22 protein-coding genes and 1 tRNA gene are annotated in these 23,735 nt (G+C 62.5%); 19 read left to right on the plus strand and 4 right to left on the minus strand.

The window, feature by feature from the left end; all coding sequences use genetic code 11:
* Nucleotides 1-4: 4 nt before the first annotated feature.
* The 11 genes from ACQ4W7_RS20605 to eutC all read left to right on the plus strand — a co-directional run bounded on the left by ACQ4W7_RS20605 (nucleotide 5) and on the right by eutC (nucleotide 10,973).
* Nucleotides 5-1,042, plus strand: coding sequence for an NAD-dependent epimerase/dehydratase family protein (locus tag ACQ4W7_RS20605; RefSeq protein ID WP_436532862.1), 1,038 nt, complete (start codon nucleotides 5-7; stop codon nucleotides 1,040-1,042).
* On the plus strand, nucleotides 1,035-1,865 hold the full coding sequence (locus ACQ4W7_RS20610) for an MBL fold metallo-hydrolase (RefSeq protein ID WP_436532864.1): 831 nt from the start codon (nucleotides 1,035-1,037) through the stop codon (nucleotides 1,863-1,865). The genes ACQ4W7_RS20605 and ACQ4W7_RS20610 overlap by 8 nt, the downstream gene beginning before the upstream one ends.
* A complete protein-coding gene (locus ACQ4W7_RS20615; protein ID WP_436532866.1) occupies nucleotides 1,862-3,175 on the plus strand; it encodes a F390 synthetase-related protein in 1,314 nt (437 codons plus the stop codon). The genes ACQ4W7_RS20610 and ACQ4W7_RS20615 overlap by 4 nt, the downstream gene beginning before the upstream one ends.
* 11 nt (nucleotides 3,176-3,186) lie before the next feature.
* Complete coding sequence (locus tag ACQ4W7_RS20620) at nucleotides 3,187-3,810, plus strand: phosphatase PAP2 family protein (RefSeq protein WP_436532868.1); 624 nt, start codon at nucleotides 3,187-3,189, stop codon at nucleotides 3,808-3,810.
* Nucleotides 3,807-4,922: a sterol desaturase family protein gene (locus tag ACQ4W7_RS20625; protein WP_436532870.1), complete on the plus strand. Its 1,116-nt coding sequence runs from the start codon at nucleotides 3,807-3,809 to the stop codon at nucleotides 4,920-4,922. Before ACQ4W7_RS20620 ends, ACQ4W7_RS20625 begins: the two co-directional genes overlap by 4 nt.
* Nucleotides 4,919-6,034, plus strand: coding sequence for a fatty acid desaturase family protein (locus ACQ4W7_RS20630; RefSeq protein ID WP_426072151.1), 1,116 nt, complete (start codon nucleotides 4,919-4,921; stop codon nucleotides 6,032-6,034). The genes ACQ4W7_RS20625 and ACQ4W7_RS20630 overlap by 4 nt, the downstream gene beginning before the upstream one ends.
* 67 nt (nucleotides 6,035-6,101) lie before the next feature.
* Nucleotides 6,102-6,656, plus strand: coding sequence for a GbsR/MarR family transcriptional regulator (locus ACQ4W7_RS20635; RefSeq protein ID WP_426072152.1), 555 nt, complete (start codon nucleotides 6,102-6,104; stop codon nucleotides 6,654-6,656).
* Nucleotides 6,653-7,297 carry a DUF4166 domain-containing protein gene (locus tag ACQ4W7_RS20640; RefSeq protein WP_426072153.1) on the plus strand — a complete coding sequence of 215 codons (645 nt, stop codon included), beginning with the start codon at nucleotides 6,653-6,655 and terminating at the stop codon, nucleotides 7,295-7,297. Before ACQ4W7_RS20635 ends, ACQ4W7_RS20640 begins: the two co-directional genes overlap by 4 nt.
* Complete coding sequence (locus tag ACQ4W7_RS20645) at nucleotides 7,294-8,757, plus strand: TIGR01777 family oxidoreductase (protein ID WP_436532873.1); 1,464 nt, start codon at nucleotides 7,294-7,296, stop codon at nucleotides 8,755-8,757. The genes ACQ4W7_RS20640 and ACQ4W7_RS20645 overlap by 4 nt, the downstream gene beginning before the upstream one ends.
* 44 nt (nucleotides 8,758-8,801) lie before the next feature.
* Nucleotides 8,802-10,190 carry an ethanolamine ammonia-lyase subunit EutB gene (locus ACQ4W7_RS20650; protein WP_436532875.1) on the plus strand — a complete coding sequence of 463 codons (1,389 nt, stop codon included), beginning with the start codon at nucleotides 8,802-8,804 and terminating at the stop codon, nucleotides 10,188-10,190.
* Between the two features lie 9 nt (nucleotides 10,191-10,199).
* Nucleotides 10,200-10,973: an ethanolamine ammonia-lyase subunit EutC gene (gene eutC / locus ACQ4W7_RS20655; protein WP_436532877.1), complete on the plus strand. Its 774-nt coding sequence runs from the start codon at nucleotides 10,200-10,202 to the stop codon at nucleotides 10,971-10,973.
* A 10-nt stretch (nucleotides 10,974-10,983) separates the two neighbouring features.
* Here the strand turns inward: eutC and tsaD are convergent, their stop codons facing one another.
* Nucleotides 10,984-12,024, minus strand: a complete 1,041-nt coding sequence (tsaD, locus tag ACQ4W7_RS20660) for a tRNA (adenosine(37)-N6)-threonylcarbamoyltransferase complex transferase subunit TsaD (RefSeq protein WP_436532879.1) — start codon at nucleotides 12,022-12,024, stop codon at nucleotides 10,984-10,986.
* Nucleotides 12,025-12,233: 209 nt separating this feature from the next.
* Here tsaD and ACQ4W7_RS20665 point away from each other — a divergent pair, with 209 nt between their 5' ends.
* On the plus strand, nucleotides 12,234-12,641 hold the full coding sequence (locus ACQ4W7_RS20665) for a nitrite reductase (NAD(P)H) small subunit (protein ID WP_436532881.1): 408 nt from the start codon (nucleotides 12,234-12,236) through the stop codon (nucleotides 12,639-12,641).
* A 56-nt stretch (nucleotides 12,642-12,697) separates the two neighbouring features.
* On the opposite strand, the gene ACQ4W7_RS20670 is transcribed toward ACQ4W7_RS20665, so the two are convergent.
* Nucleotides 12,698-13,759, minus strand: coding sequence for a 3-deoxy-7-phosphoheptulonate synthase (locus ACQ4W7_RS20670; protein WP_426072159.1), 1,062 nt, complete (start codon nucleotides 13,757-13,759; stop codon nucleotides 12,698-12,700).
* A 162-nt stretch (nucleotides 13,760-13,921) separates the two neighbouring features.
* Nucleotides 13,922-14,599 carry a hypothetical protein gene (locus tag ACQ4W7_RS20675; protein WP_436532883.1) on the minus strand — a complete coding sequence of 226 codons (678 nt, stop codon included), beginning with the start codon at nucleotides 14,597-14,599 and terminating at the stop codon, nucleotides 13,922-13,924.
* A gap of 158 nt (nucleotides 14,600-14,757) precedes the next feature.
* Between ACQ4W7_RS20675 and ybiB the strand changes: the two genes are divergently transcribed.
* From ybiB to ACQ4W7_RS20710, 7 genes are all read left to right on the plus strand, one after another.
* On the plus strand, nucleotides 14,758-15,759 hold the full coding sequence (ybiB, locus tag ACQ4W7_RS20680; RefSeq protein ID WP_436532885.1) for a DNA-binding protein YbiB: 1,002 nt from the start codon (nucleotides 14,758-14,760) through the stop codon (nucleotides 15,757-15,759).
* Between the two features lie 56 nt (nucleotides 15,760-15,815).
* Nucleotides 15,816-17,030 carry a BaiN/RdsA family NAD(P)/FAD-dependent oxidoreductase gene (locus ACQ4W7_RS20685; protein WP_436532887.1) on the plus strand — a complete coding sequence of 405 codons (1,215 nt, stop codon included), beginning with the start codon at nucleotides 15,816-15,818 and terminating at the stop codon, nucleotides 17,028-17,030.
* A gap of 183 nt (nucleotides 17,031-17,213) precedes the next feature.
* Nucleotides 17,214-17,426 (plus strand): 30S ribosomal protein S21, encoded by a 213-nt coding sequence (rpsU, locus tag ACQ4W7_RS20690; protein WP_008451879.1) that lies wholly within the window; start codon nucleotides 17,214-17,216, stop codon nucleotides 17,424-17,426.
* A gap of 195 nt (nucleotides 17,427-17,621) precedes the next feature.
* Nucleotides 17,622-18,074 carry a GatB/YqeY domain-containing protein gene (locus tag ACQ4W7_RS20695; RefSeq protein WP_058049818.1) on the plus strand — a complete coding sequence of 151 codons (453 nt, stop codon included), beginning with the start codon at nucleotides 17,622-17,624 and terminating at the stop codon, nucleotides 18,072-18,074.
* A 130-nt stretch (nucleotides 18,075-18,204) separates the two neighbouring features.
* Nucleotides 18,205-20,001 (plus strand): DNA primase, encoded by a 1,797-nt coding sequence (gene dnaG / locus ACQ4W7_RS20700; RefSeq protein WP_436532889.1) that lies wholly within the window; start codon nucleotides 18,205-18,207, stop codon nucleotides 19,999-20,001.
* Between the two features lie 464 nt (nucleotides 20,002-20,465).
* Nucleotides 20,466-22,706 (plus strand): RNA polymerase sigma factor RpoD, encoded by a 2,241-nt coding sequence (rpoD, locus tag ACQ4W7_RS20705; protein ID WP_426072165.1) that lies wholly within the window; start codon nucleotides 20,466-20,468, stop codon nucleotides 22,704-22,706.
* Nucleotides 22,707-22,814: 108 nt separating this feature from the next.
* Nucleotides 22,815-22,893: transfer RNA gene (locus ACQ4W7_RS20710), tRNA-Ile, on the plus strand.
* A 268-nt stretch (nucleotides 22,894-23,161) separates the two neighbouring features.
* Here ACQ4W7_RS20710 and ACQ4W7_RS20715 read toward each other — a convergent pair.
* The coding region (locus ACQ4W7_RS20715) for a tyrosine-type recombinase/integrase (RefSeq protein ID WP_436532892.1) at nucleotides 23,162-23,735 on the minus strand (574 nt) is incomplete at its 5' end.

Raw genomic sequence — 23,735 nt, forward strand, 5'->3', positions numbered from 1 at the left:
TGTGATGAAGCGGATACTGGTCACAGGAGCGACGGGCGGGTTGGGGCGCAATGCCGTGCGCACCCTGCTGGCGCAGGGTGTGGAAGTACGCGCCACGGGTCGCAACGCCGCCGTGGGCCGCGAACTGGAGTGCATGGGCGCGCAATTCGTCGCGCTTGATCTGGCGCAAGCATCGCCGCGTCAGGTCGATGAGCTGGTACGCGGCATGGACACCGTCTGGCACTGCGCCGCGCTGTCCTCGCCGTGGGGACAGGAGCGCGACTTCATCGCCGCCAACGTCACGGCCACGGGCCAGTTGCTGCGCGCAGCCGCCAGCATGCATGTAGCGCGCTTCGTGCACATTTCCACCCCGGCCATCTATTTTGACTACCGCAACCGCTACGACGTGCCGGAAACCTTCCGCCCCGATGCCTTTGTCAACGCGTATGCGCGCAGCAAGGCGATGGCGGAAAAACTGGTGCAAGAGTCGGTGGACCGCCATCGCGGCATGACCTGCGTGATCCTGCGTCCGCGCGCCATCTTCGGTCCACACGACCAGGTGCTGATCCCGCGCCTGGCGCGCGTGCTGCACGAGCGCGGCGGCAAGCTGCCGCTGCCGAGGGGGGGCGCAGTCTCCATCGATGTCACCTATGTCGACAATGTCGTCCACGCGATGTGGCTGGCCACCGTGCACAAGACCATCGCTTCGGGTGCCGCCTTCAACATCACGAATGGCGAACCGGCGCGCCTGTGCGACATTTTGCGCACGTTGTTCTGCGAGCATCTGCAGCAGCCGTTCCAGATCGTCAGCGTGCCGTACCGCGTGCTGACGCTGGCTGCGCGTCTGATGCAGTTCGCTTCGCGTTTTACACACCGCGAGCCTTCCCTCACGCCTTACAGCATCGGCGCGCTCAGTTTCGACATGACGCTCGATAACGCCAAGGCGCGCAAGGTGCTCGGCTACCGTCCCATCGTCAGCCTGCAGGAAGGCATCGCCCTGACGGCACAGTGGATGCGCCAGGAAGCGGCGGCGCACAAGGTGGGCAAGGAGCGCAATGGCTAGTATTACCGCGTTTCGCGTCGGCCACTGCACCCACCCGTCCTGCATGGTCTTGAAAGGCAGCGGGCTGGCCAGTCGATGCTTCCCCTCGCGCGCCTATCTGATCGAGACGCGCGCGGGCCTGTATCTGTGGGACACCGGTTACGCCGAGCACTTCCGCGCCGCCACGGCGAAGGGTGTATACCGCATGTATGCGTGGGTGACGCCGATTTCCTTCGATGCGCACGAGTCCTTGCAGGGCCAGCTGCGCGCGCATGGCGTATCGGCCGGCGACATCCACACCTTGCTGCTGTCGCACTTCCACGCCGACCATATCGCCGGCCTGCGCGACTTTCCCGGCGTGCGGCTGATGGCCTCAAAACCGGGCTGGGACGCCGTGCGCGGCCTGTCCGGCGTGGCCGCCGTGCGCCAGGCCTTCGTGCCCGAGCTGCTGCCGCCCGATATTGCCGACCGCCTGGCTTTTGTCGAAAGCGTGCCCGAAACGGCGTTGCCGGCGGCCCTGCTGCCGTTTACGCACGGGCGCGACGTCAGCGGCACGGGCGAGATTTACATTGTCGACCTGCCCGGCCACGCCATCGGCCATCTCGGCGCCTTCGTGCTGCAGGATGGCGGCTGGACCTTGCTGGCGTCGGACGCCGCCTGGGTGCCGGAAAGTTTTCAGCAGCTGCGCGGGCCGTCCGAACTGTCGTTCATCATCCAGCATAAGCGCGCGCCGTATTACGCCACCCTGAACCGCTTGCACCAGTTGCACCAGTCGGGCAATGCGCAGATCCGCATCACGCATGAAGATACGCTCGATTATTTGCCTGTGGCAGGCCGCCCGTGAAGCGTATTTTCTGGTTATTGCTGTCGTACTGGCGCACGCGCCGCCTGTGCTTTACCGACCGCGCGCAGCTGGAAAGTTACCAGCAGGAGCAACTGGCCCGCTTCATCGATGTGCTGTGCGTGCGCAGCCGTTACTTTGCGCCGTACCGCAACCTGCCACTGGCGCAGTGGCCATTGATGAACAAGGCGCTGATGCTGGAACACTTCGATACCATGAATACCGAGGGTGTCACCTTGGCGCAGGCGATGGCTTCTGCCATGGCGGCCGAGCATAGCCGCGACTTCACGCCCGCCGTGGGCGACATTACCGTAGGGCTGTCGTCGGGCACCTCGTCGCGGCGCGCCGTATTTACCGTCAGTCCCCGCGAAAAGGCCCAATGGGCGGGCGTGATGCTGGCCAAGGCGCTGCCCGACGGCCTGTTTTCCGGCGAAAGAGTCGCCCTGTTCCTGCGCGCAAACAGCAATCTGTACACGGCCGTGCGCTCGCCGTGGCTCACGTTTGCCTTCTACGATCTGTTCGAACCGTTCGACAGCCTGTGCGCGCAGCTGGCGCAATATCAAGCTTCCGTCATCGTCGCACCCGCGCAGGTGCTGCGCCAGCTGGCCTTGCGCGTCATCGATGGCAGCCTGGCGCTGACACCGAAAAAAGTCATCTCGGTCGCCGAAGTTCTGGAAGCGCAGGACCGTGCCCTGATCGTGCAGGCGTTTGGCGCCGTGCATGAAATCTACCAGGCCACCGAGGGTTTTCTTGCCAGTACCTGCGAGCACGGCGTGCTGCACCTGAACGAAGAATACGTGCACGTCGAGCCGCAATGGCTGGATGTGGAACAACGCCGCTTCGTGCCCGTGATTACCGACTTTACGCGCATCACGCAACCCATCGTGCGCTACCGCCTGGACGATATCCTGCTCGCGCGCGCCACGCCATGCCCGTGCGGCCGCGCCACGCGCGCCATCGATGGCATCGAAGGACGCTGCGACGACATGCTGTTCTTGCCATCCCTACCATCCATGTTGTCGGCGAACGGCGGCGCCCCCGTCGCCGTGTTTGCCGACGTGCTGACGCGCGCGTTCGCGCAAGCCTTGCCGGCGGATGCCGACTACCGCCTGGAGCAGTCGGGCGATTGCTCGTTACAGCTGCATGCGGCGCTCGACGATGCCGGCCTGGCCGCCTTGCGCGCGCACCTGGCAGCGGTGCTGCGCGGCCTGGGCGTGGCCGTCGACGGCCTGGACTGGACGACGAGCGCCGAACTGCCTCCCTTTGACCCCACCATGAAACGGCGCCGCATCCGGCGCCTTGCAAGCGCATGAATCCCTCTTCCATGACTGTACGCAGCCGCCTGCTGCACCTGCTGGCCGGCTGGGGCAGTGTCGGCCTCGTGTATTTTTCCAGCGACTTGCTGCAAGGGCAGGGCGTGCTGCTGCCCGAGACGGCCATCGACCGCGCCATTCCCTACAGCGATGCCGCCATCTGGCTGTACCTGTCGTTTTTCATCCTGATCCCATATGCCTACCTGGCGGCCGATGCGGCGCGCGTGCGCTGGCTGGCGCGCGCCATGGCGCTCTCCGCGCTGGCTTGCGGCGTGGTCTTCCTGCTGTACCCGAGCACCCTCGCGTATCCGCCCGTGGGTGACGGTAATGCCTGGAGCACGCAGGCGCTGCGCATGCTGCAGGCGGCGGATTCCACGCAAAACTGCCTGCCCTCGCTGCACGGCGCCCTGACACTGCTGTGCGTGTGGGCCTTGTGCGACAAACGCCACCTGGCGCGCTCCGTGCTGGCCGTGCTGCTGGGGATCAGCATCTGTTATGCCATCATCGCGCTGCGCCGCCACGTCAGCATCGACCTGGCCGCCGGCCTGGCTGTGGGCGTGGCGGGCGGCATGCTGGCGAAAATGCAGGTATTCTGGGCTATCCGCCGCGCCATTTCCACTGAAACCGCATCATGATGAATCCCTTTGCCCTCTCTTTCCTTGTCATGCTGGCCTTCGTGCTGGCCGAACTGCTGATCCTCAAATGGGTGCGCAAGACGCCGGTGCCGTGGAAAGATGTCATTTTCAACCTCAATTCCGGGCACATTTTGATGTGGGTCTTCCGCGGCGTGGAAGTGGCGGCCTTCGCCCTGCTGCTGCGCCATGTGAACCTGCACATCGTCGACCAGTGGCCGGTGGCCGCGCAATGGGTCTTCGCTTTTTTTGCCTGGGACCTGTGTTTTTACTGGATGCACCGGCTGCACCATAAAATCCCTTTGCTGTGGGCCGTGCACGTGGTGCACCACCAGGGCGAACATTTCAACCTGTCGCTGGGCGTGCGCAATTCCTGGTATTCCTCGCTGACGAATTTCCCCTTCATCGCCGTGCTGGCCGTGCTGGGCGTGCCGCTGGAAATCTTCCTCGTCGTCTCGTCCCTGCATTACACGGTGCAGTTCTACAACCACAATGCGCTGGTGAACAAGTCCGGCATCCTCGACAAGTTCATGGTCACGCCCTCGCACCACCGCGTGCATCATGGCACGGACAAGCGCTACATCAACCGCAATTTCGGCGGTACCCTGCTGGTCTGGGACAGGCTGTTCGGCAGCTTCCAGCCCGAACTCGACGGCGTGGAAATGCGCTATGGCGTGAAGGGCATGACGCCCACGCACAACCCCCTGTTGGCCAGCAACGGCAAACTGTTCAAATGGCTGCGCGTGCGCTTTCCCCACTGGCAGTCGCGCGGCACTTTCGAGGTGCCCGAACTGTTCATCGGCAGCGGTGGCGTGATCTTGTTTGGCCTGGTGATTTATTACGTCAACCACGAGGCGGCGCTGTCCGGCGCACAGCAGGCGATCCTGTTCGCGCTGATCTTTGCCGGCACGCTGGCGCTGGGCGGCCTGTCGGATGCGCGCCGCTGGGGCGCCATCGCCTGGGTCACCATCGCCGTGGCCATGCCGCTGCTGTTCCTGGGCTGGTATGGCGCGCGCGACGCCTGGGGCATGGTCTTCCTGGCCGCGCTGCTGGCGCATGGCCTCGACGGCGCGCGCCGCCTGTGGTGGCCGGCAGCGGTGGGGACGCGCGCGTGACGCCTGTGCCTTCCTTGCCGCCGCTGCGCTTCCAGCCCGCGCGCGACTCCGCCTTCCGCCGCGAACTGCGCGCACGCGCCGATGCGTATCTGGCGGACGAAGGAAAACACCGCTTTGGCGACTGGCGCATGCATGCGAAAGCCGTCTTCCTGGCCGTGCTGACGGTATTGCTGTATGTGCTGGCCTTGAACGCCGACAGCACACTGGCCTTTGTCGGCAGCTATGTCGCTTGCCTGGTCACGGCCATGGCGCTGGCCATGAATGCCCTGCACGACGCGGCCCACAGCGCCGTTTTCCGGCAGGGACGCCTGAACCGCATCCTGATCCGCCTGGTGGGCTTGCCCGTGGGCGTGGACACGGATTTCTGGACCATCCGCCACGTGCATTTTCATCATACGTATGCCAACGTGGAAGGCTATGACCTCGACACGGAACCGAACCCGTTCCTGCGCCAGACGCCGTACCAAAGCTGGTCACCCCAGTACCGCTATCAATACCTGTACTGGCCCGTGGTGGCGGCCCTGTCGCTGCCTTACCTGAATTGGTATGGCGATTGGCTGGACCGCTTCGGCAAGACGCCCGTGGCGGCGCACAGCCGTTTGCAGGGCTGGCGTGGCTGGCTGTCTTTCCTGGGCTGGAAACTAGGTCACGTGGCGCTCGTCCTGGCGCTGCCCATGTGGGTGCTGCAGCAGCACGGCATAGTCTGGGGCATGGTGCTGGGCGCGTATTTCGTGGGCCAGATGATCGCCTCGTGTGCGCTGGTGGCGCTGATCCTCGGCACGCACTGGGCCGAAGTGGAGTTTTTCCAGCCGGGGGCCGATGGCACCCTGCCGCATGACTGGTACCAGCACACGTTTTACACGGCTTGCGACTGGACGCCGCAACCGCGCCGCCTGCGCTGGCTTGGCTACTGGCTCGGCGGCTTGAATCTGCATCTGACGCACCATTTGTTCCCCACCTGGAACCACCGCCATTACCCGGCGCTGGCGCGCATCGTGTCTGAACTGGCGCCGCGTCACGGCCTCGTGTACCGGGAACTCGGTTATGCTCAGCTGCACGCCTCGCAGCAGCAGTTCCTGCGCGCCATGGGCCGGCCACCGGCCCGCACCTGACGAATCGTGCTTGACTCGGTTTCTGTTTCATCTTACATTTCTGTAGTGACAGAAATTAGAGAAAATCATGGAACTGAGTCCGACCACGCAAAAGTACATTCTCCATTGGGGGGAAATGGGCACCCGCTGGGGCGTCAACCGCACGGTGGCGCAGATCCACGCGCTGCTATTCCTGGCAAATGCACCGCTGACGGCGGAAGACATCGCGGCCAGCCTGAACGTGGCCCGCTCGAATGTCAGCAACAGCCTGAAGGAATTGCAAAGCTGGGGCTTGGCGCGCATCACGCACGTGATGGGGGACCGGCGCGACCACTTCGTCGCCTTGCAGGATGTGTGGGAAATCTTCCGGGTCATTATGGAAGAGCGCAAGCGGCGCGAGATCGACCCCACCCTGACAGTGCTGCGCGAATGCGCGATCGAGGGCGAGCACGATGCGGCAATTTCACCGGAAACGCTGGCGCGCATGGGCGAAGTGCTGGCCTTCCTGGAAATGCTCAGCAGCACCTACAGCGACTATAAAAACCTGCCGCCGGCGACCCTGCAGCGCATGCTCTCCATGGGCGGCAAGGTGGCCAAGTTCCTCAGCCCGGAAGAAAAACCAGGCAAGCGCGGAAAATCATGAGCGGCCCGTCCGAAGGCGAGTTGTTCAAGAAGGTGATGGGGGAGCAGTGGCTCACCCTGCACGCGGACATCCGCCGCCGCTTCGAGAAAAATCCCGCGCTTGGCCAGCCCCTGTACTACCGGGGTGAACTCAGTGAACTCACCAGTTCGCGCCTGGGCAAGGTACTGGGTTGGCTGACGCGCCCTTTCATCGATGGCGCCCTGATCCCGTATGACGACGCGGATTTTCCCGTGGATATCGAAGTCTATTCGCGCCCTGGCTGCCCCTTCATCTTCAAGCAGCGTACCTACCGCCTGCACGGGCGCGCACCGATCCGCTTCACCTCCTACATGGCGGAAAGCGCGCAGGGCGAAGTGCTCGAATACGTCGGCATGGGCCTGGGCATGAAGCTGGTGCTGCATGTCGAGGATGGCAACCTGCACTTCACCAGCGACGGCTATTTTTGGGATCTTTTCGGCTGGCGCCTGCCCCTGCCGGGCGTGCTCACGCCCGGCAAGACCTATCTGTGCCACCGCAACGACACGCCGCAGCAGTTCAATATCCGCATCGAGATCCGCCACGCCCTATTCGGCACCACGTTCACCCAGGTCGGCGTGTTCCGCGAAAGCGCGGCGCCTGCCCTTCACAAGGACAAACCATGAATACGCATTTGCTGGCCCTGCAACTGATGGCGGCGCAAGGCTGCCTGGGCGCCTTCGACACCATTTACCACCATGAAATTACGGAGGCGTTGCCGCAAAAGGCCTCGGCGCGGTTAGAGCTGACCATCCATGCCACGCGTGCGCTGATCTACAGCCTGCTGTTCGTCGGCCTGGCCGCCTGGGAGTGGCATGGCGCCTGGGCCTGGGTGCTGGTCATCGTGTTTGGCGTGGAAATCGTGCTGACCCTGTGGGATTTCGTGGTGGAAGACCAGACCCGCCTCTTGCCCGCCACCGAGCGCGTCACGCACACTGTGCTGGCGATCAACGCGGGCGCCTTCATCGCGCTGCTGGCCCTGAACAGCAGCGAGTGGGCGAACCTGCCGACGGCCCTCGTGTGGCAGCCGTATGGCTGGCTCAGCGTCTTCCTCGCCCTGTGCGGCGTGGGCGTGGGCCTGTCCGGCCTGCGCGACGCGTACGCCGTGTGGCAACTCGGCCGGCGCAAGGTGCAGGAGAAGGCCGAGCAAGAGGAGCACCTGAGCTTTGCCGCCACGCCGCAAACCGTGCTGGTGACGGGTGCCACGGGTTTCATCGGCCAGCAACTGGTGGCCGCCTTGCTGGCCGACGGCCACGCGGTGACGGTGCTGACGCGCCAGCCCAAGCAGGCCGCATGGACGTTCGAAGGCCAGGTGCGCTGCATCGCGGCGCTGGACGAATTGTCGGCTGCGCAGCACATCGACATGGTGGTCAACCTGGCCGGCGCGCGCATCGTCGGGCATCGCTGGACGGACGCGCGCAAGGCCGCCCTGCGCCGCAGCCGCGTCGCGCTGACGCAGGAACTGGTGGCGTGGATCGCCCGCGCGCAGCACAAGCCGCGCGTGCTGCTGTCGGCGTCGGCCATCGGCTATTATGGCGTGCAGCCGCAGGGCGACGCGACTGAATTGGCTGAAGACAGCGCGCCGCAAGCCATCTTCATGTCGCAGCTGTGCCAGGAATGGGAAGCGGCCGCGCGCCAGGCGGAGTGCTATGGCGTGCAAGTGGGCTGCATGCGCTTTGGCCTCGTGTTTGGCCACCAAGGTTCGCTGCCGCAGATGCTCTTGCCGATACGCTTCGGTGTGGGCGGCCCGCTGGGCAGCGGCAAGCAGTGGGTCACGTGGGTGCATGTGCGCGACGTCATCCGCGGCATCGCCCATTTGGCGCGCCGCAGCGAAGAACAGGCAGTCAGCGGCGCATACAACTTCTGCGCGCCGGAAGCCATCGAGCAGCGCCGCTTCGCCCAGGTGGCGGGCGCGGTGCTGCACCGTCCCAGCTTCATGCCCACCCCGGCCTTCGTCATGCGCGCCTTGCTGGGCGAGCAAGCGGACTTGCTGGTGGAAGGCCAAAGGGTCGTCCCGCGCCGCTTGCTTGCCGAGGGATTTGCTTTCCGCCATCCGCAGCTGGAAGGCGCGCTGCGCAGCCTGTAGCCTGGCGTAGAATGGGGCATTGGAGATGCTTTGGAGCACAATCTATGCCCCGCTTCAGCCATACGATAGACAGCCATACCTATGCTTTCGCCAGCCTGAAAGAGCTGCTGGCGAAGGCTACGCCGCCCCGTTCGGGCGATGTGCTGGCCGGCGTGGCGGCCGCCAGCGCGCGGGAACGGGTGGCGGCGCAGCTGGCGCTGGCGGACGTGCCGCTGTCGCTGTTCCTCAACGAGGCGCTGGTGCCGTACGAAGACGACGAAGTCACGCGCCTGATCATCGATAGCCACGAGCGCGCCGCCTTCGCACCGATCTCTCACCTGTGCGTGGGCGATTTCCGCGACTGGCTGCTCGATGACGCGGCGGATACGCAAACGCTGGCGCGCGTCGCCGCCGGCATCACGCCGGAAATGGCGGCGGGCGTCTCGAAACTGATGCGCTTGCAGGACCTGGCGCTGGTGGCCCGCAAGTGCCGTGTGGTCACGTCTTTCCGCAATACCCTGGGCTTGGAGAGCCGTTTGTCCACGCGGCTGCAGCCGAACCACCCGACGGACGACGCCACCGGCATCGCCGCCTCCATCCTCGATGGGCTGATGCTGGGCAGCGGCGACGCCGTGATCGGCATCAATCCCGCCACTGACAATGTGGCGCAGGTGGTCTCGCTGCTGCAACTGCTCGACGCTGTCATTGACCAGTATCAAATACCCACCCAGTCTTGCGTGCTCACGCACATCACCAATACCCTCGAAGCGATACGCCGCGGCGCGCCCGTCGACCTGGTATTCCAGTCGGTGGCGGGCACGCAGGCGGCCAACCGCAGCTTTGGCATCGACTTGTCGTTACTGGCCGAGGGGCAGGCGGCGGCCCTGTCGCTGGGGCGCGGCACGGTGGGCAACCATGTCATGTATTTCGAGACGGGGCAGGGCAGCGCCCTGTCGGCCGGCGCGCACCACGGCATGGACCAGCAAACGTGCGAGGCGCGCGCGTATGCGGTGGCGCGCGCGTATCAACCGCTGCTGCTCAATTCGGTGGTGGGTTTCATTGGCCCCGAATACCTGTACGACGGCAAGCAGATCATGCGCGCGGGGCTGGAAGACCATTTCTGCGCCAAGTTATTGGGCCTGCCCATGGGCTGCGACGTGTGCTACACCAACCATGCGGAAGCGGACCAGGACGACATGGATGCCTTGCTGACCATGCTGGGCGTGGCCGGCTGCAATTTCATCATGGGCGTGCCGGGCGCGGACGACATCATGCTGGGCTACCAGAGCACCTCGTTCCACGACGTCCTGTATGCGCGCCGCGTGCTTGGCCTGCGTCCTGCGCCCGAATTCGAGGCCTGGCTGGCGCGCATGCAGATCACGGATGCGCAGGGTCGCTTGCGCACGGCGCTGGCGCCGGCCTTCCAGGCCGCCCTGCTACGCCTGGACGACTAGGGAGGACGCATGGACGAGAACCATCCGTTGCAAGCGCTGCGCGCGCATACGGCGGCGCGCATCGCGCTGGGACGCCGCGGTGTCAGCGTGCCGACCAGTGGGCAGTTGGCGTTCCAGCTGGCCCACGCGCAGGCGCGCGACGCGGTGCACCTGGCGCTCGATGGCGAGGCCCTGGCACGCGTATTGGCCGCGCAAGGGCAAGCCAGCGTGCAGCTGCACAGCGCCGCCGCCACGCGCGCCGAATATCTGCAACGTCCCGACCGGGGGCGCCGGCTCGACGACGCTTCGCGCGCGCGCCTGGAGGCCGGTGCGACGGGAGTGGACCTGGCGCTGGTGGCGGCTGACGGCCTGTCGGCGCTGGCCGTGCAGCGCCACGCGGCGCCGTTCCTGGCTGCCTTGCGCGAACGGCTGGCGCTGGAAGCATGGACGCTGTCGCCGCTGCATATCGTGGCGCAGGGGCGGGTGGCTATCGGCGACGAGGTGGGGCAATTGCTGCAAGCGAAAGCTGTGCTGGTGCTGATCGGCGAGCGGCCAGGTTTGAGTTCCCCGGACAGCCTTGGCCTGTATCTGACATGGGCGCCCAGGGTGGGGCTGCTGGACGAGCGCCGCAACTGCATCTCGAATGTGCGCCCCGAAGGCCTGGCGTATGCGCCGGCGGCGTACCGGCTGCATTATTTGCTGTCGCAGGCATTTACCCGGCAGCTGTCGGGCGTGGCATTGAAGGATGAAACGGTGGCGCAAGGCGCGGCCCTGGCGGGCGCGCGCAACTTCCTGCTGGAGTGAGTCGCGGCGATCAGATGTCGCGGATTTCGTCCAGCGGCCAGCGCGGGCGCACATTGAACGAATAATCGTGCTTGGCAGCGTTCGGGTTGATTTGCAGGCGCATGGCGCCGGCAAAGGCGATCATGGCGCCGTTATCGGTACAGAATTCCAGCTCCGGGTAATACACCTTGAAGCGCTTCTTGGCGGCCGCCGCGTTGAGCGAGGCACGCAGTTGCGCGTTGGCGCCCACGCCGCCGGCGATCACCATGCGTTTCAAGCCCGTGTGCTTGAGGGCCGCCACGCATTTGGCCGTCAGCACGTCGACGATGGCGTCGACGAAGCCGCGCGCGATATTCGCTTTGTCCTGTTCGCAGATGTTGGCGATGACTTTTTCTTCATGGTTCTTCACCACCGTCAGCACGGCCGTCTTCAGCCCAGAGAAACTAAAATTGAAATCCTTCGAATGCAGCATCGGGCGTGGCAGCTTATACGCCAGCGGGTCGCCGAATTCGGCCAGGCGCGAAATGGCGGGGCCGCCCGGATAACCGAGGCCCAGCAGCTTGGCCGACTTGTCGAACGCCTCGCCGGCCGCATCATCGAGCGTTTCGCCCAGCATCGTGTACTGTCCCACGCCATCGACGCGCATCAACTGCGTATGGCCGCCCGACACCAGCAGGGCGATGAAGGGGAACTCCGGCGGCTCCGACGCCAGCAGTGGCGACAGCAGATGGCCTTCCAGGTGGTGGATGCCCAGCACCGGCTTGTTGATGGCCAGGCCCAGGCTGCAGGCGACGGAAGAACCCACCAACAGCGCGCCGGCGAGGCCCGGACCTTGCGTGTAGGCGATGGCGTCGATTTCGGACAGGGTGATGCCGGCCTTGGCCAGCGTCTCTTCCAGCAGCGGGATGGCGCGGCGGATATGGTCGCGCGACGCCAGTTCCGGCACCACGCCGCCATATTGCTCGTGCATGGCCACTTGCGAATAGAGGGCGTGCGACAGCAGGCCGCGTTGCGTGTCGTACAAGGCCAGGCCGGTTTCGTCACAGGAGGATTCGACGCCAAGAACAATCATGAAGGTGCTAAATAGGGAGGAGTAATCCGCCATTGTAAAGGAAAGCCGGGCAGTCCACCGTGCGGCCGGCGCACCATTTCGGCGGCAGTGTGCACTTGCGCAGTGCGCCGCAACGGCATTTTGCTTTGTATTAGGCCCTTCTTACGCCTGTGCCGGCACTGGCACCGCTCTTGCTTAGGCAAGCGTGTGCCTTTTTCAAGGAGCTTGCGATGCCAGAACAATGGAAAATGATTTGCCGCCTGAAGGATATGCCGCTGGCGCGCGCGCGCATGGTGCCGCGGGGACTGGCGTGGCAGGACTTGCCGGGCGTGGCGCTGTTCCGCGCGTTGGATGACACGGTGTACGCGCTGCTCGACACGGTGCCTTGCCTGGGCGGCCCGCTGGCGCATGGGGTGCTGATGCAGAAAAACTTGATGGGGCCGAAGAATAGCTGGATCATCGAGCTCGATTCGGGCCGCCTGGTGGCACCCGTGCAGGGCATGGCGCGCCTGTACGCCGTGCGCATCATGGACGGGCGCATCTACCTGGACGTCAATGAACTCAATATCCCGGCCAGCAAGGCCGAACAGGCGCTGGCGGGATCGTTCGCCGTGCTGCCGCATGTGCTGATGGCGTAATGAAGGGAAAAGCAAAAACGGCGCACAGGGCGCCGTTTTTCGTCTCCGCGAGAGGCTTATGCCGGGCGGTTCAATAAATGCGCATGCGCGTCGCGCAGCATGGTGGCCGTCGTGTCCCAGTCGATGCAGCCGTCGGTGACGGAGCAGCCGTAGGTCAGTTGCGACAGGTCTTGCGGTATCTTCTGGTTGCCACCGACGATGTTCGATTCGATCATCACGCCCACCAGCGAGCCGTTGCCCTGGCGGATCTGGTTGACCACGTCGGCCATCACCAGCGGCTGCAGTTCCGGCTTTTTATAGCTGTTCGCGTGCGAGCAGTCGACCACCAGGTTGGCGGGCAGCTTGGCCTTGGCCAGCGCCTGTTCGGCGATGGCGATCGAGACCGAATCGTAGTTCGGGCGTCCGTCGCCGCCGCGCAGCACCACGTGGCCATACGCGTTGCCGCGCGTGCGCACGATGGCGACATTACCTTCGGCGTTAATGCCCAGGAAGGAGTGCGGGTGCGCCGACGACAAGATCGCGTTCACCGCAATGCTGATGTCGCCATCGGTGCCGTTCTTGAAGCCCACCGGCGTCGACAGGCCGGACGACATTTCGCGGTGCGTCTGCGATTCGGTGGTGCGCGCGCCGATGGCCGTCCAGGCGATCAGGTCGCCCAGGTACTGTGGCGAGATCGGGTCCAGCGCTTCAGTGGCGGTGGGCAGGCCCAGTTCGCACACGTCGAGCAGGAACTGGCGCGCCTTTTCCATGCCTTCGTTGACCTTGAAGGAATCGTCCATGTACGGGTCGTTGATGTACCCCTTCCAGCCCGTGGTGGTACGCGGCTTTTCGAAATACACGCGCATCACCAGCAGCATCGTATCCTTGACTTCTTCTTGCAGCGCCTTCAGGCGGCGCGCGTAATCGAGGCCGGCAACGGGGTCGTGGATGGAGCACGGACCGACGACGACGAACAGGCGCTGGTCCTTGCGGTCGATGATGTTGCGCAGCGCTTCGCGGCCGCGGCTGACGGTGTCGAAGGCGCTCTCCGACAGCGGCAGCTTGGCGTGCAGTTCGGCCGGTGTCGGCATGGGCGCGAAAGAGGTGACGTTGATATTTTCGATGTCTGGCGTATTCATGATTCTGGCTCGGCTTTCGCTATTGCGTTCTTTAAGAGGCAATAGTGTAGCGGAAATGCGGCCTGGCGGCGGGGATGGGGCCAAAACGGGAATGCATGAGTTGTTTTATGGCAGGGCCGGTACGCCGCCGGGCCCCCTGGTTTGTGCGCGCAATGTGTGCGCTCAATGGCCGCCGGCCAGGCTGGCGCCAAAGGTGTAGCGGGCGATGCGCTGGTAGGTGCCGGCCAGCTCAGGCGGTCGTGGCAGGCCGGGATGGCGCCGCACATGCTCGAGGATGGCCATTTCGTGCTGGCGTATCTGCGCATCGAGGCAGGCAATTTGCTGGCGCAGTAATTGATGTAGCGCAATCTGGCCCGCATGAAAGTGGCTCTCCAGGCGCGCCACTTCTTGCTTGCGCAGCTGTTGCACGGTGTACAGGCGGCGCAGCCACAGCCGTAGTTCCACGTAGGCGGGCGAGGGCGGCGTCCAGGGCGCAGGGCGTGCCGCCGCGCAATAATGGGCCAGCACCACGGCACTGCGTGCCGCATCCTCGGGCAAGCCCTGGTCGCGGATATATTCTTGCAGCTGCGTGGGCTGGGCATCGCAGACCAGCATGCCCATCTCGGCCAGCACGCGGGCGGCGACCTCGCTGTGTGGTGCGTCCAGGCGCAAGCAGACGCGCAAGCCCATGATGGTGATGTCGTTCCTTTGCAGCCAGCTGCGCAGCCAGCGGTAGCCGGCAACGTCGTTTTCCAGCACCTTGCACAGTACTTCGCCGCCCGAGAGCAGCACGGCTTTCAGCCGCAGCTTGCTCGTTTCGATGCCGACGAAGGCGCTTTCCTGTTTGATCGCATATTCCATGATGAGTTCTCCTGTGCAGTCTTATACGGAGTGGCGGCGCGTTTGGATGCAGTCGTGCTGCACATTCCTCAAAGAAATATGTTGAGAGACTGTTGCATTGGCACCTATGCCGTCCATCAGCCCGTCTGCACGGGGAAAAATCCGTGTAAGCTGGCGCCATGACGACTGTTTCCATCCCCCATACCGATGTGGCCGGCGAGCCATTCCCCGCTGCACGTTTCATCAAAGAAATAGGACGCGGCAAGAACGGCGCGCGCAGCATGACGCGTGACGACGCCCGCGCCCTGTACCGCGCCATGCTCGAGGGCCGCGTGTCTGACCTGGAGCTGGGCGGCATTTTGTTATCCATGCGCATCAAAGGCGAGTCCGTGGACGAGATCGCCGGCTTCCTCGACGCGGCTGAAGCCTCGTTCGCCCCACTGGCCGCGCCAGCCGGCGAATTTGCCCCGATCATCATTCCCAGCTACAACGGCGCGCGCAAGATGGCTAACCTGACGGCTTTGCTGGCGCTGCTACTGGCGCGCGCGGGCGCACCCGTGCTCGTGCATGGCGTGAGCAGCGACCCGGGCCGCATCACCACGGCCGAAGTGCTGGCCGCGCTGGGCGTGCCGGTCTCGTTGGAGCATGCGCAAGCCGAGGCCGCCATGGCGCGCGGGGAAGTCGCCTTCTTGCCCATAGCGTCACTGGCGCCGCGCCTGGCGCACATGCTGTCGCTGCGGCGCGTGCTGGGGGTGCGCAATTCCACGCATACCTTGGTGAAAATCATGCAGCCGTTTGCCGGACCCGCCCTGCGTCTGGTCTCGTACACGCATCCGGAATATCTGGAAATGCTCGGTGAATACTTCCTGACAGCATCTCCGCCGGGGCGCGGCGATGCTTTCCTGATGCGCGGCACGGAAGGCGAGACGGTGGCCAACGCCAACAAGGCGCAGCAGATCGACTGGTTCCATGGCGCTGAGCGCACGGTGCTGGTGGAAAAGCAAGCGCTGGTGGCGGGTTTGTCGCAGTTGCCGCATTTGCCGGCCGAGCGCGATGCGGCCACCACCGCCGAATGGATCGCTGCCGTGCTGCGCGGCGAGGTGCCCGTGCCGCCATCGATTGCCGAGCAGGTGGAGCAATGCCTGATGGCATCGCGGCAGATTGCAGCACGGCCGCGCTAGCCGCGTCGCCGCAGTTTACAATAGTGTCTTTGTAATCAGCGGTGACCGGAATTCTTATGGCAAAACAATTTGATGTGGCAGTGATCGGCGCCGGCGCGGCCGGCATGATGTGTGCGGCGGTTGCCGCCCAGCAAGGCAAGCGCGTGGTGTTGATCGATCACGCGGCCAAGCTGGCAGAAAAGATCCGCATCTCGGGTGGTGGACGGTGTAATTTCACCAATATTAACGCCACCCCACAAAATTTCCTCTCGGAAAACCCGCATTTTTGCAAAAGCGCGTTGTCGCGCTACACGCCGCAGGATTTCCTCGCGCTGGTGAAAAAATACCGTATCGGCTACCACGAGAAGCACAAAGGCCAGCTGTTTTGCACTGAATCGGCCGAGCTGATCATCGACATGCTTAAGGACGAGTGCGCCGCTGGCGGCGTGCACTGGCGCATGCCGTGCAAGATCGACAATGTTGTCCCGCAAGATGATGGCGGCTTCGTGCTGCAGACGGATAGCGGCGACATTGAGACGGCCAGCATCGTCATCGCCACGGGCGGCTTGTCGATTCCGAAGATCGGCGCCACGGATTTTGCCTACCGCATCGCCAAGCAATTCGACCTGGCGATGGTCGAACCGCGTCCGGCCCTGGTGCCGCTGACATTCGATGCGGCCAGCTGGGCACCGTTCGCGGAATTGTCCGGCATTGCGCTGGAAGTGGACGTGGAGACGGGCATCCTGAAAGGCCGCAAGGCAACGGGCGCGCGTTTCCGCGAAGATTTGCTGTTCACGCACCGCGGCCTGTCCGGCCCGGCGATCCTGCAAATTTCCAGCTATTGGCTGCCGGGCACGCCCATCGTCATCAACTTGTTGCCGGAAGTGGACGTGGCGCAGACCCTCATCGAAGGCAAGGGCACCTTGAAGAAGCAGCTGGGCAATATTGTCGCGCAATGGTTGCCGCAGCGCTTGGCCGACTGCCTGCTGGCCGTCAACGGCCTGGCGCCGGACGCGCGCATCGCCGACATGCCCGACGCCCAGCTGCGCAAGCTGGGGCAGGCCATCAATGCCTGGTCCATCGTGCCGGACGGCTCCGAAGGCTACCGCAAGGCCGAAGTGACGCGCGGCGGCATCGATACGCGCGAACTGTCGCAGCAGACCATGATGGCCAATAAAGTGCCGGGCCTGTATTTCATCGGCGAATCGGTCGACGTGACGGGCTGGCTGGGTGGCTACAACTTCCAGTGGGCCTGGGCTTCCGGCGTGGCGGCAGGTATTGCCTTGCAGTAAGCTACTCTGTAATGGGGTTCTGGCGCCAGGTGCGCCGTCTCCCCGGTGCGTGGTTTACGCCACATTCCGTCAGTGATCGCAGGCTGCATGCCGCACGCAAGTGGGGGAGGGGCTTCCCTTTCCGAATAAAAGCTGCTACTATCTATCTCTTCCTATACACCACCTCAACGGTTTGAATTTTACATGACCACTATTCGCCTTAAAGAAAACGAGCCGTTCGAAGTCGCAATGCGTCGCTTCAAACGCACCATCGAAAAAACGGGTCTGCTGACCGAATTGCGCGCACGCGAATTCTACGAAAAGCCAACAGCTGAGCGCAAGCGCAAGCTGGCAGCTGCTGTAAAGCGTCATTACAAACGCATCCGCAGCCAACAACTGCCGAAAAAATTATTCTAAGACTGTTCAGTCAGAACCAACCCGGGTAGTTCGGCGCATTGTTCGCCACGGGTTTTGTTTTGATTCGCCTGGAGTGATACTTCAGATGAGTCGCATACCCGCTCCGGTTCGCCGCAGCGGGTTTTCGCTTTTGTGGCCGCCTGCTTAGTTCGCGCACACGAGCATCGAACCCCACTTACCAACACGAGGATTGCCATGAGCTTGAAAGAACAAATTACCGAAGACATGAAAAACGCCATGCGCGCCAAGGAAGCGGGCAAGCTGGGCACGATTCGCCTGTTGCTGGCCGAAATCAAGCGCAAGGAAGTCGACGAGCGCATCGAATTGACGGATGCCCACGTGACGGCCATCGTGGAAAAGATGATCAAGCAGCGCAAGGATTCGATCACCCAGTTCGAAGCCGGTGGCCGTGCCGACCTGGCCGACATTGAAAAAGCCGAACTGGTGCACCTGGCGGGCTACATGCCTGCCGGCCTGTCGGACGAAGAAGTGGCGGCCGAAGTGGCTGCCGCCGTGGCCGCCTCGGGCGCCGCCGGTCCGCAAGACATGGGCAAGGTCATGGCTATCGTCAAGCCGAAGCTGGCGGGCCGCGCCGACATGACCGTGGTGTCCGCCCTGGTCAAGAAAGCCTTGACGCCGGCAGCGTAAGCATTCAATAGTAGCAAAGGCTGCCAGTCACCGCGCTGGCAGCCGCTCAATCGCCCACACGTTGACTTGGCTCAACCTCAGGCCACGTGCGGTAGTATAGTCTGACCTATAACAAGACCCGCCCTAGCCAGTGATACCTCAATCCTTCATTTCCGATTTGCTCAACCGCGTCGATATCGTCGATGTCGTGGGCCGCTATGTGCAACTGAAAAAAGGTGGCGCCAATTTCATGGGCCTGTGCCCGTTCCACAGTGAAAAATCGCCCAGCTTTACCGTCAGCCCCACCAAGCAGTTCTATCACTGCTTCGGCTGTGGCGCGCATGGCACCTCGATCGGCTTCCTGATCGAGTACTCGGGCATGGGCTTTGTCGATGCCGTCAAGGACTTGGCGCAGAACGTGGGCATGGTGGTGCCGGAAGCGGACGACAAGATCCCGCCGGCCCAGCGCGCACAGATCCAGGCGCAAAGCATGGCCTTGTCCGACGCCATGACGCAGGCCTGCGATTATTACCGGGGGCAATTGCGCCACGCGCCGGAAGCCATCGCCTACCTGAAGAACCGGGGCTTGACGGGCGAAGTGGCCGCTCGCTTCGGCATGGGTTTCGCACCGGGCGGCTGGGATAATCTGCGCTCCGTCTTCCCTGACTACGATGTGGTGGCCCTGGCCGAGGCTGGCCTGGTAATCGACAAGGTCGATGAAGAAGGCAACAACCGCAAGCGCTATGACCGTTTCCGCGAGCGCATCATGTTTCCGATCCGCAATACCAAGGGGCAGGTCATCGCCTTTGGCGGCCGCGTGCTCGACCATGGTGAGCCGAAATACCTGAACTCGCCGGAAACCCCCTTGTTTTCCAAGGGCTTCGAACTATATGGGCTGTTCGAGGCGCGCCAGGCCATCCGCGACGCCGGCTATGTGCTGGTGACGGAAGGTTACATGGACGTGGTGGCGCTGGCGCAAATGGGTTTCCCGCAGGCGGTAGCGACCCTGGGCACGGCATGCACACCCACCCATGTGCAAAAACTGCTGCGCCAGACCGATAACGTGATTTTCAGCTTCGACGGCGACAAGGCTGGTCGCCGCGCCGCCCGCCGCGCGCTGGAAGCGAGCCTGGCCCACGTGTCGGACAATAAAACCATCAAATTCCTGTTCTTGCCGTCGGAACACGATCCGGACAGCTATATCCGCGAATTCGGCACCGAAGGTTTTGAGCAGCAAGTGCATGAAGCCATGCCGCTGTCGCAATTTTTGCTGAAAGAAGTGTCGGGTGAGCATGATTTGTCCGAGCCGGAGGGGCGTGCCCGCGTGCAGTTCGACGCCAAGCCCCTGCTGCAGCTGATGGCGCCGTCGTCCTTGCGCTTGCAGATCGTGAGGGGACTGGCGCAGCTGACGCAGTCCACGCCGGCCGAGATCGAAGCCCTGTTCGAGCTGGCCAAGCCCGTTGCCGTAGCGCGTCGCGCGCCGCCGAAATCGGGCCGCCCCGTGCCCGTGGGTCTGGAATTGAAGATCATGCGCATGCTGGTGGCGCATCCGCCCCTGAGCATGCGTATCGACGAGGCTGCTCTGACCGCTTTCCAGCAGCTGGGACCGGACGCGGCCCATAGCCTGGGACAGCTGGTAGCCGTGGGTCAGGCGCTGGGCGAGCATGGCAGTTTTGCTGCGCTGGCGCAGCAATTGAAGGAGCTGGGCAGCGAATACGACGAGATCATCGGCGAGATCGCGGCCGGCACGGAGTCCGATTACGACAGTGAATTGTCATGGCTGGTCAGCACCATCCGCGAGATCAAATTGAATGCCTTGAAGGCGGAATTGCAGCAATTGTTTGCGTCGGGTTTGCCATCCGAGAAAATTGGTGTACGCTACCGCGAAATCATGCAGGAGCAAGGCGAGTTGGAGCGCGAACGCGATGCCGAGTTGGTGAATCGCTAAGCTTGCTCTGGGGGTATGGCACGCACTGGAAAAACATTTTTCGCGTGCTATAATTAAATGCTAAGTATTGTGTGCTTTGGCAAGCTAGTTCTGTTTCGTAAATAGTATTTGTTTTCAGTAAGTTAGGCTCTTGATCGGCGCGGTGGATCGTGTCGGCAGCCAGGGCCAACTGGCGTTTGCGGCGTTGCGGGCAAGGCTCGCAGACGCTGGCAAGCCGCGCCAGGCTCTCGCTCCCAACGCGGTCGATGCAGAAATTTCTGCCGAGGCGGCTGGCAACAGCTGGTGGACAGGAATTGCTGCGCTTCCCGCGGATCGTGGCCGATGAGGTGTAAGTAACGTAACAGTGTCGAATTTGCGTTGTCGGCAGGTTCGAAGATGGTGGTTCCCGCAGGTAGACAGGGAACTGGCAGCAAACTTTATCCTAATCCACCGTAAAGCAAGTCGTTGTGTAATCGAAAGCGCCTGTGCCAATCAAGAAACCCGAATCCAAAGCGGCTGTAAAGCCCACTAAAGTTACCACGAAAGCCGAAAAAGCGCTTGACCGGCCAGAAGCGCGTGTGACCAGCGCGCCCGTGGTCAGCCAGACCACCGACGCTGCCACCCTGGCAGCCATCGATACGTCCGGCTATGTCTTGCCGTCGGTAAAAGTGCCAGGCCGCCGCGGCCGCAAGCCAAAAGAGTTCCAGCCAGAAAATGATGAAGTCGCCGCCCTGAACGCCGTCGAGCGGGCCGAACTGAAGGCCGTCGACAAGGCCAAGGCCAAGGATCGCAAGGCGAAGGAGCGTGCGCTGCTGAAAGACGCCTTCTCGTCCGACACGGAAGCGAGCGAGGAAGAACTCGAGCGCCGGCGCCAGAAACTCAAGACCCTGATCAAGTTCGGCAAGGAGCGCGGTTTCCTGACCTACGCGGAAATCAACGATCACTTGCCTGAAAACATCGTCGATCCGGAAGCCATCGAAGGCATCATCGGTACCTTCAATGATATGGGCATCGCCGTCTACGAACACGCGCCCGATGCCGAAACGTTGTTGCTGTCCGATAACGTTGCCGTTGTCACCAGCGATGACGAGGCGGAAGCAGCGGCCGAGGCCGCATTATCGACCGTCGATTCCGATTTCGGCCGCACCACCGACCCCGTGCGCATGTATATGCGCGAGATGGGCTCGGTCGAGTTGCTGACGCGCGAAGGCGAGATCGAGATTGCCAAGCGCATCGAAGATGGCTTGAAAGACATGATTCAGGCCATTTCCGCCTGCCCCGTGACGATCGCCGAGATTATCGCCGCCGCCGACCGCATCGCCAACGAAGAGATCAAGATCGACGAAATTGTCGACGGCCTCGTCGATGAAAGCGAACCGGTCGCCGCCGCTCCTGTCGTTGCCGCTCCCGTCGAAGAAGACGAGGAAGAAGGCGAAGCGGAAGAAGAGGAAGTCGAAGAAGAGGAAGAGGCGAACGCTTCCGGCGCGGCCGGTTTCTCGGCCGAGCAGCTGGAAACTTTGAAGCGTACGGCGCTGGAAAAATTTGCCGTCATTTCGCAGCAGTTTGACAAGATGCGCCGCGCTTTCGAGAAAGACGGCTACAACTCCAAGCCCTACGCCAAGGCGCAGGAAGCCATTTCGCAAGAGTTGCTGGGCATCCGCTTCACGGCCAAGGTGGTGGAAAAGCTGTGCGACACCCTGCGCGGTCAGGTCGATGAAGTGCGCCATATCGAGAAGCAGATTCTCGACGTGGCCGTGAACCGCTGCGGCATGCCGCGCGCCCACTTCATCAAGGTCTTCCCGGGCAATGAAACCAACCTCGACTGGGTCGATGGCGAAGTCAACGCAGGACACGCCTACAGCGCCATCCTGGGCCGCAACATTCCGACCGTCAAGGAACTACAGCAGCGCCTGATCGACCTGCAGGCGCGCGTCGTGCTGCCGCTGCCGGACTTGCGCAACATCAACCGCCAGATGGCGGCCGGTGAAATGAAGGCGCGCAAGGCCAAGCGCGAAATGACGGAGGCCAACTTGCGTCTGGTCATTTCGATCGCCAAGAAATACACGAACCGTGGCTTGCAATTCCTAGACCTGATCCAGGAAGGCAATATCGGCCTGATGAAGGCCGTCGACAAGTTCGAGTACCGCCGCGGTTACAAGTTCTCGACCTATGCGACCTGGTGGATTCGCCAGGCCATCACGCGCTCGATCGCCGACCAGGCGCGCACGATCCGTATTCCCGTGCACATGATCGAGACGATCAACAAGATGAACCGGATTTCCCGCCAGATACTGCAGGAAACGGGCGCGGAACCCGACCCGGCCACCCTGGCGATCAAGATGGAAATGCCCGAGGACAAGATCCGCAAGATCATGAAAATCGCCAAGGAACCGATCTCGATGGAAACGCCGATCGGCGACGACGACGATTCCCATCTGGGCGACTTCATCGAGGACAACAACACCCTGGCGCCGGCCGACGCGGCGCTGCACGCGTCCATGCGTGGCGTGGTCAAGGACGTGCTCGACTCTTTGACGCCACGCGAAGCGAAAGTACTGCGCATGCGTTTTGGTATCGAGATGTCCACCGACCATACGCTGGAAGAAGTGGGCAAGCAATTTGACGTGACGCGCGAGCGCATCCGCCAGATCGAAGCCAAGGCGCTGCGCAAGTTGCGCCACCCATCGCGCTCCGACAAGCTGAAAAGCTTCTTGGAAGGCAACTAGAAGCCAATAGGGCTTGACGTGCGCCCCTGATACCCCTATCCTCGCGTGTCCGTTTCCAAAACGGCCGCGCGAGGCGGGTTTCAACAACGCCGCCACGCCGCAGTCCCCGGGCCTCTAGCTCATGCTTGGTTAGAGCAGCGGACTCATAATCCGTTGGTGCCGTGTTCGACTCACGGGAGGCCCACCAATTAAATCAAGGACTTAGGTGAAAACCTAAGTCCTTTTGTATTTCTACTGTCAACAAAGTGTCAACCGAGTTTTATCGTTTAGCTAGAGCTTTGAGCACGTCCTCATGAATTCGAAGTACCTTTTCCAATGTTTGACGAAATTTCTGTTGTTCATCAGGACTCTTCAAGTCCATTGCTTTAGATGTAATTTTTGCCCTTGTGCCTAATGGTGTAGCAATGCCATATTTGGACTTCATTTCTGTGCTCTTGGGCGGTCAGGTTTGAGAGTCAAGTTGCTTTAAGGCTGGCCAATGGGTTGAGATGTTTTGCCTCTTGCAAATGCTCTGGGGCCAGGTGCGCATAGCGCATTGTCATTGTCAGACTTGCGTGTCCTAGGATGCGTTGCAAGACTAAAATATTACCGCCATTCATCATGAAATGACTGGCAAACGAATGCCTGAGGCAGTGTGTCAGTTGGCCGTCTGGAAGTTCGATTCCAGTTCTTCCAATTCCCTCCCGAAATGCAGAATACGCATAGCTAAATATTCGTGCACCATTCCCGTGTACTTTGTAGTGTGCTTCGAGGTCGCTTTGCAATTCATCTGAGATTGGAACTGACCTTACCTTGCCGGACTTCGTTTTAGTGAATTGAATTTGTCCGTCCCTTACTTGGGTGGCGCGTAGCTCTTCCGCTTCGCTCCAGCGCGCGCCTGTACTCAAGCACACTCGGGTCACCAAGCGAACATTGAGGTACCCTGACTTTTTCGGACACTCTTGTTTGGCAAACTTCACCAACTGGAGAACATATGAAACGCTCAACAACATACACGCCAGAGCTTCGAGAAGAAGCAGTAAAGCTGGT

Origin of the sequence: Janthinobacterium algoris, assembly GCF_051380935.1 — a bacterium.
In the GTDB taxonomy this organism is placed as follows: domain Bacteria; phylum Pseudomonadota; class Gammaproteobacteria; order Burkholderiales; family Burkholderiaceae_D; genus Janthinobacterium.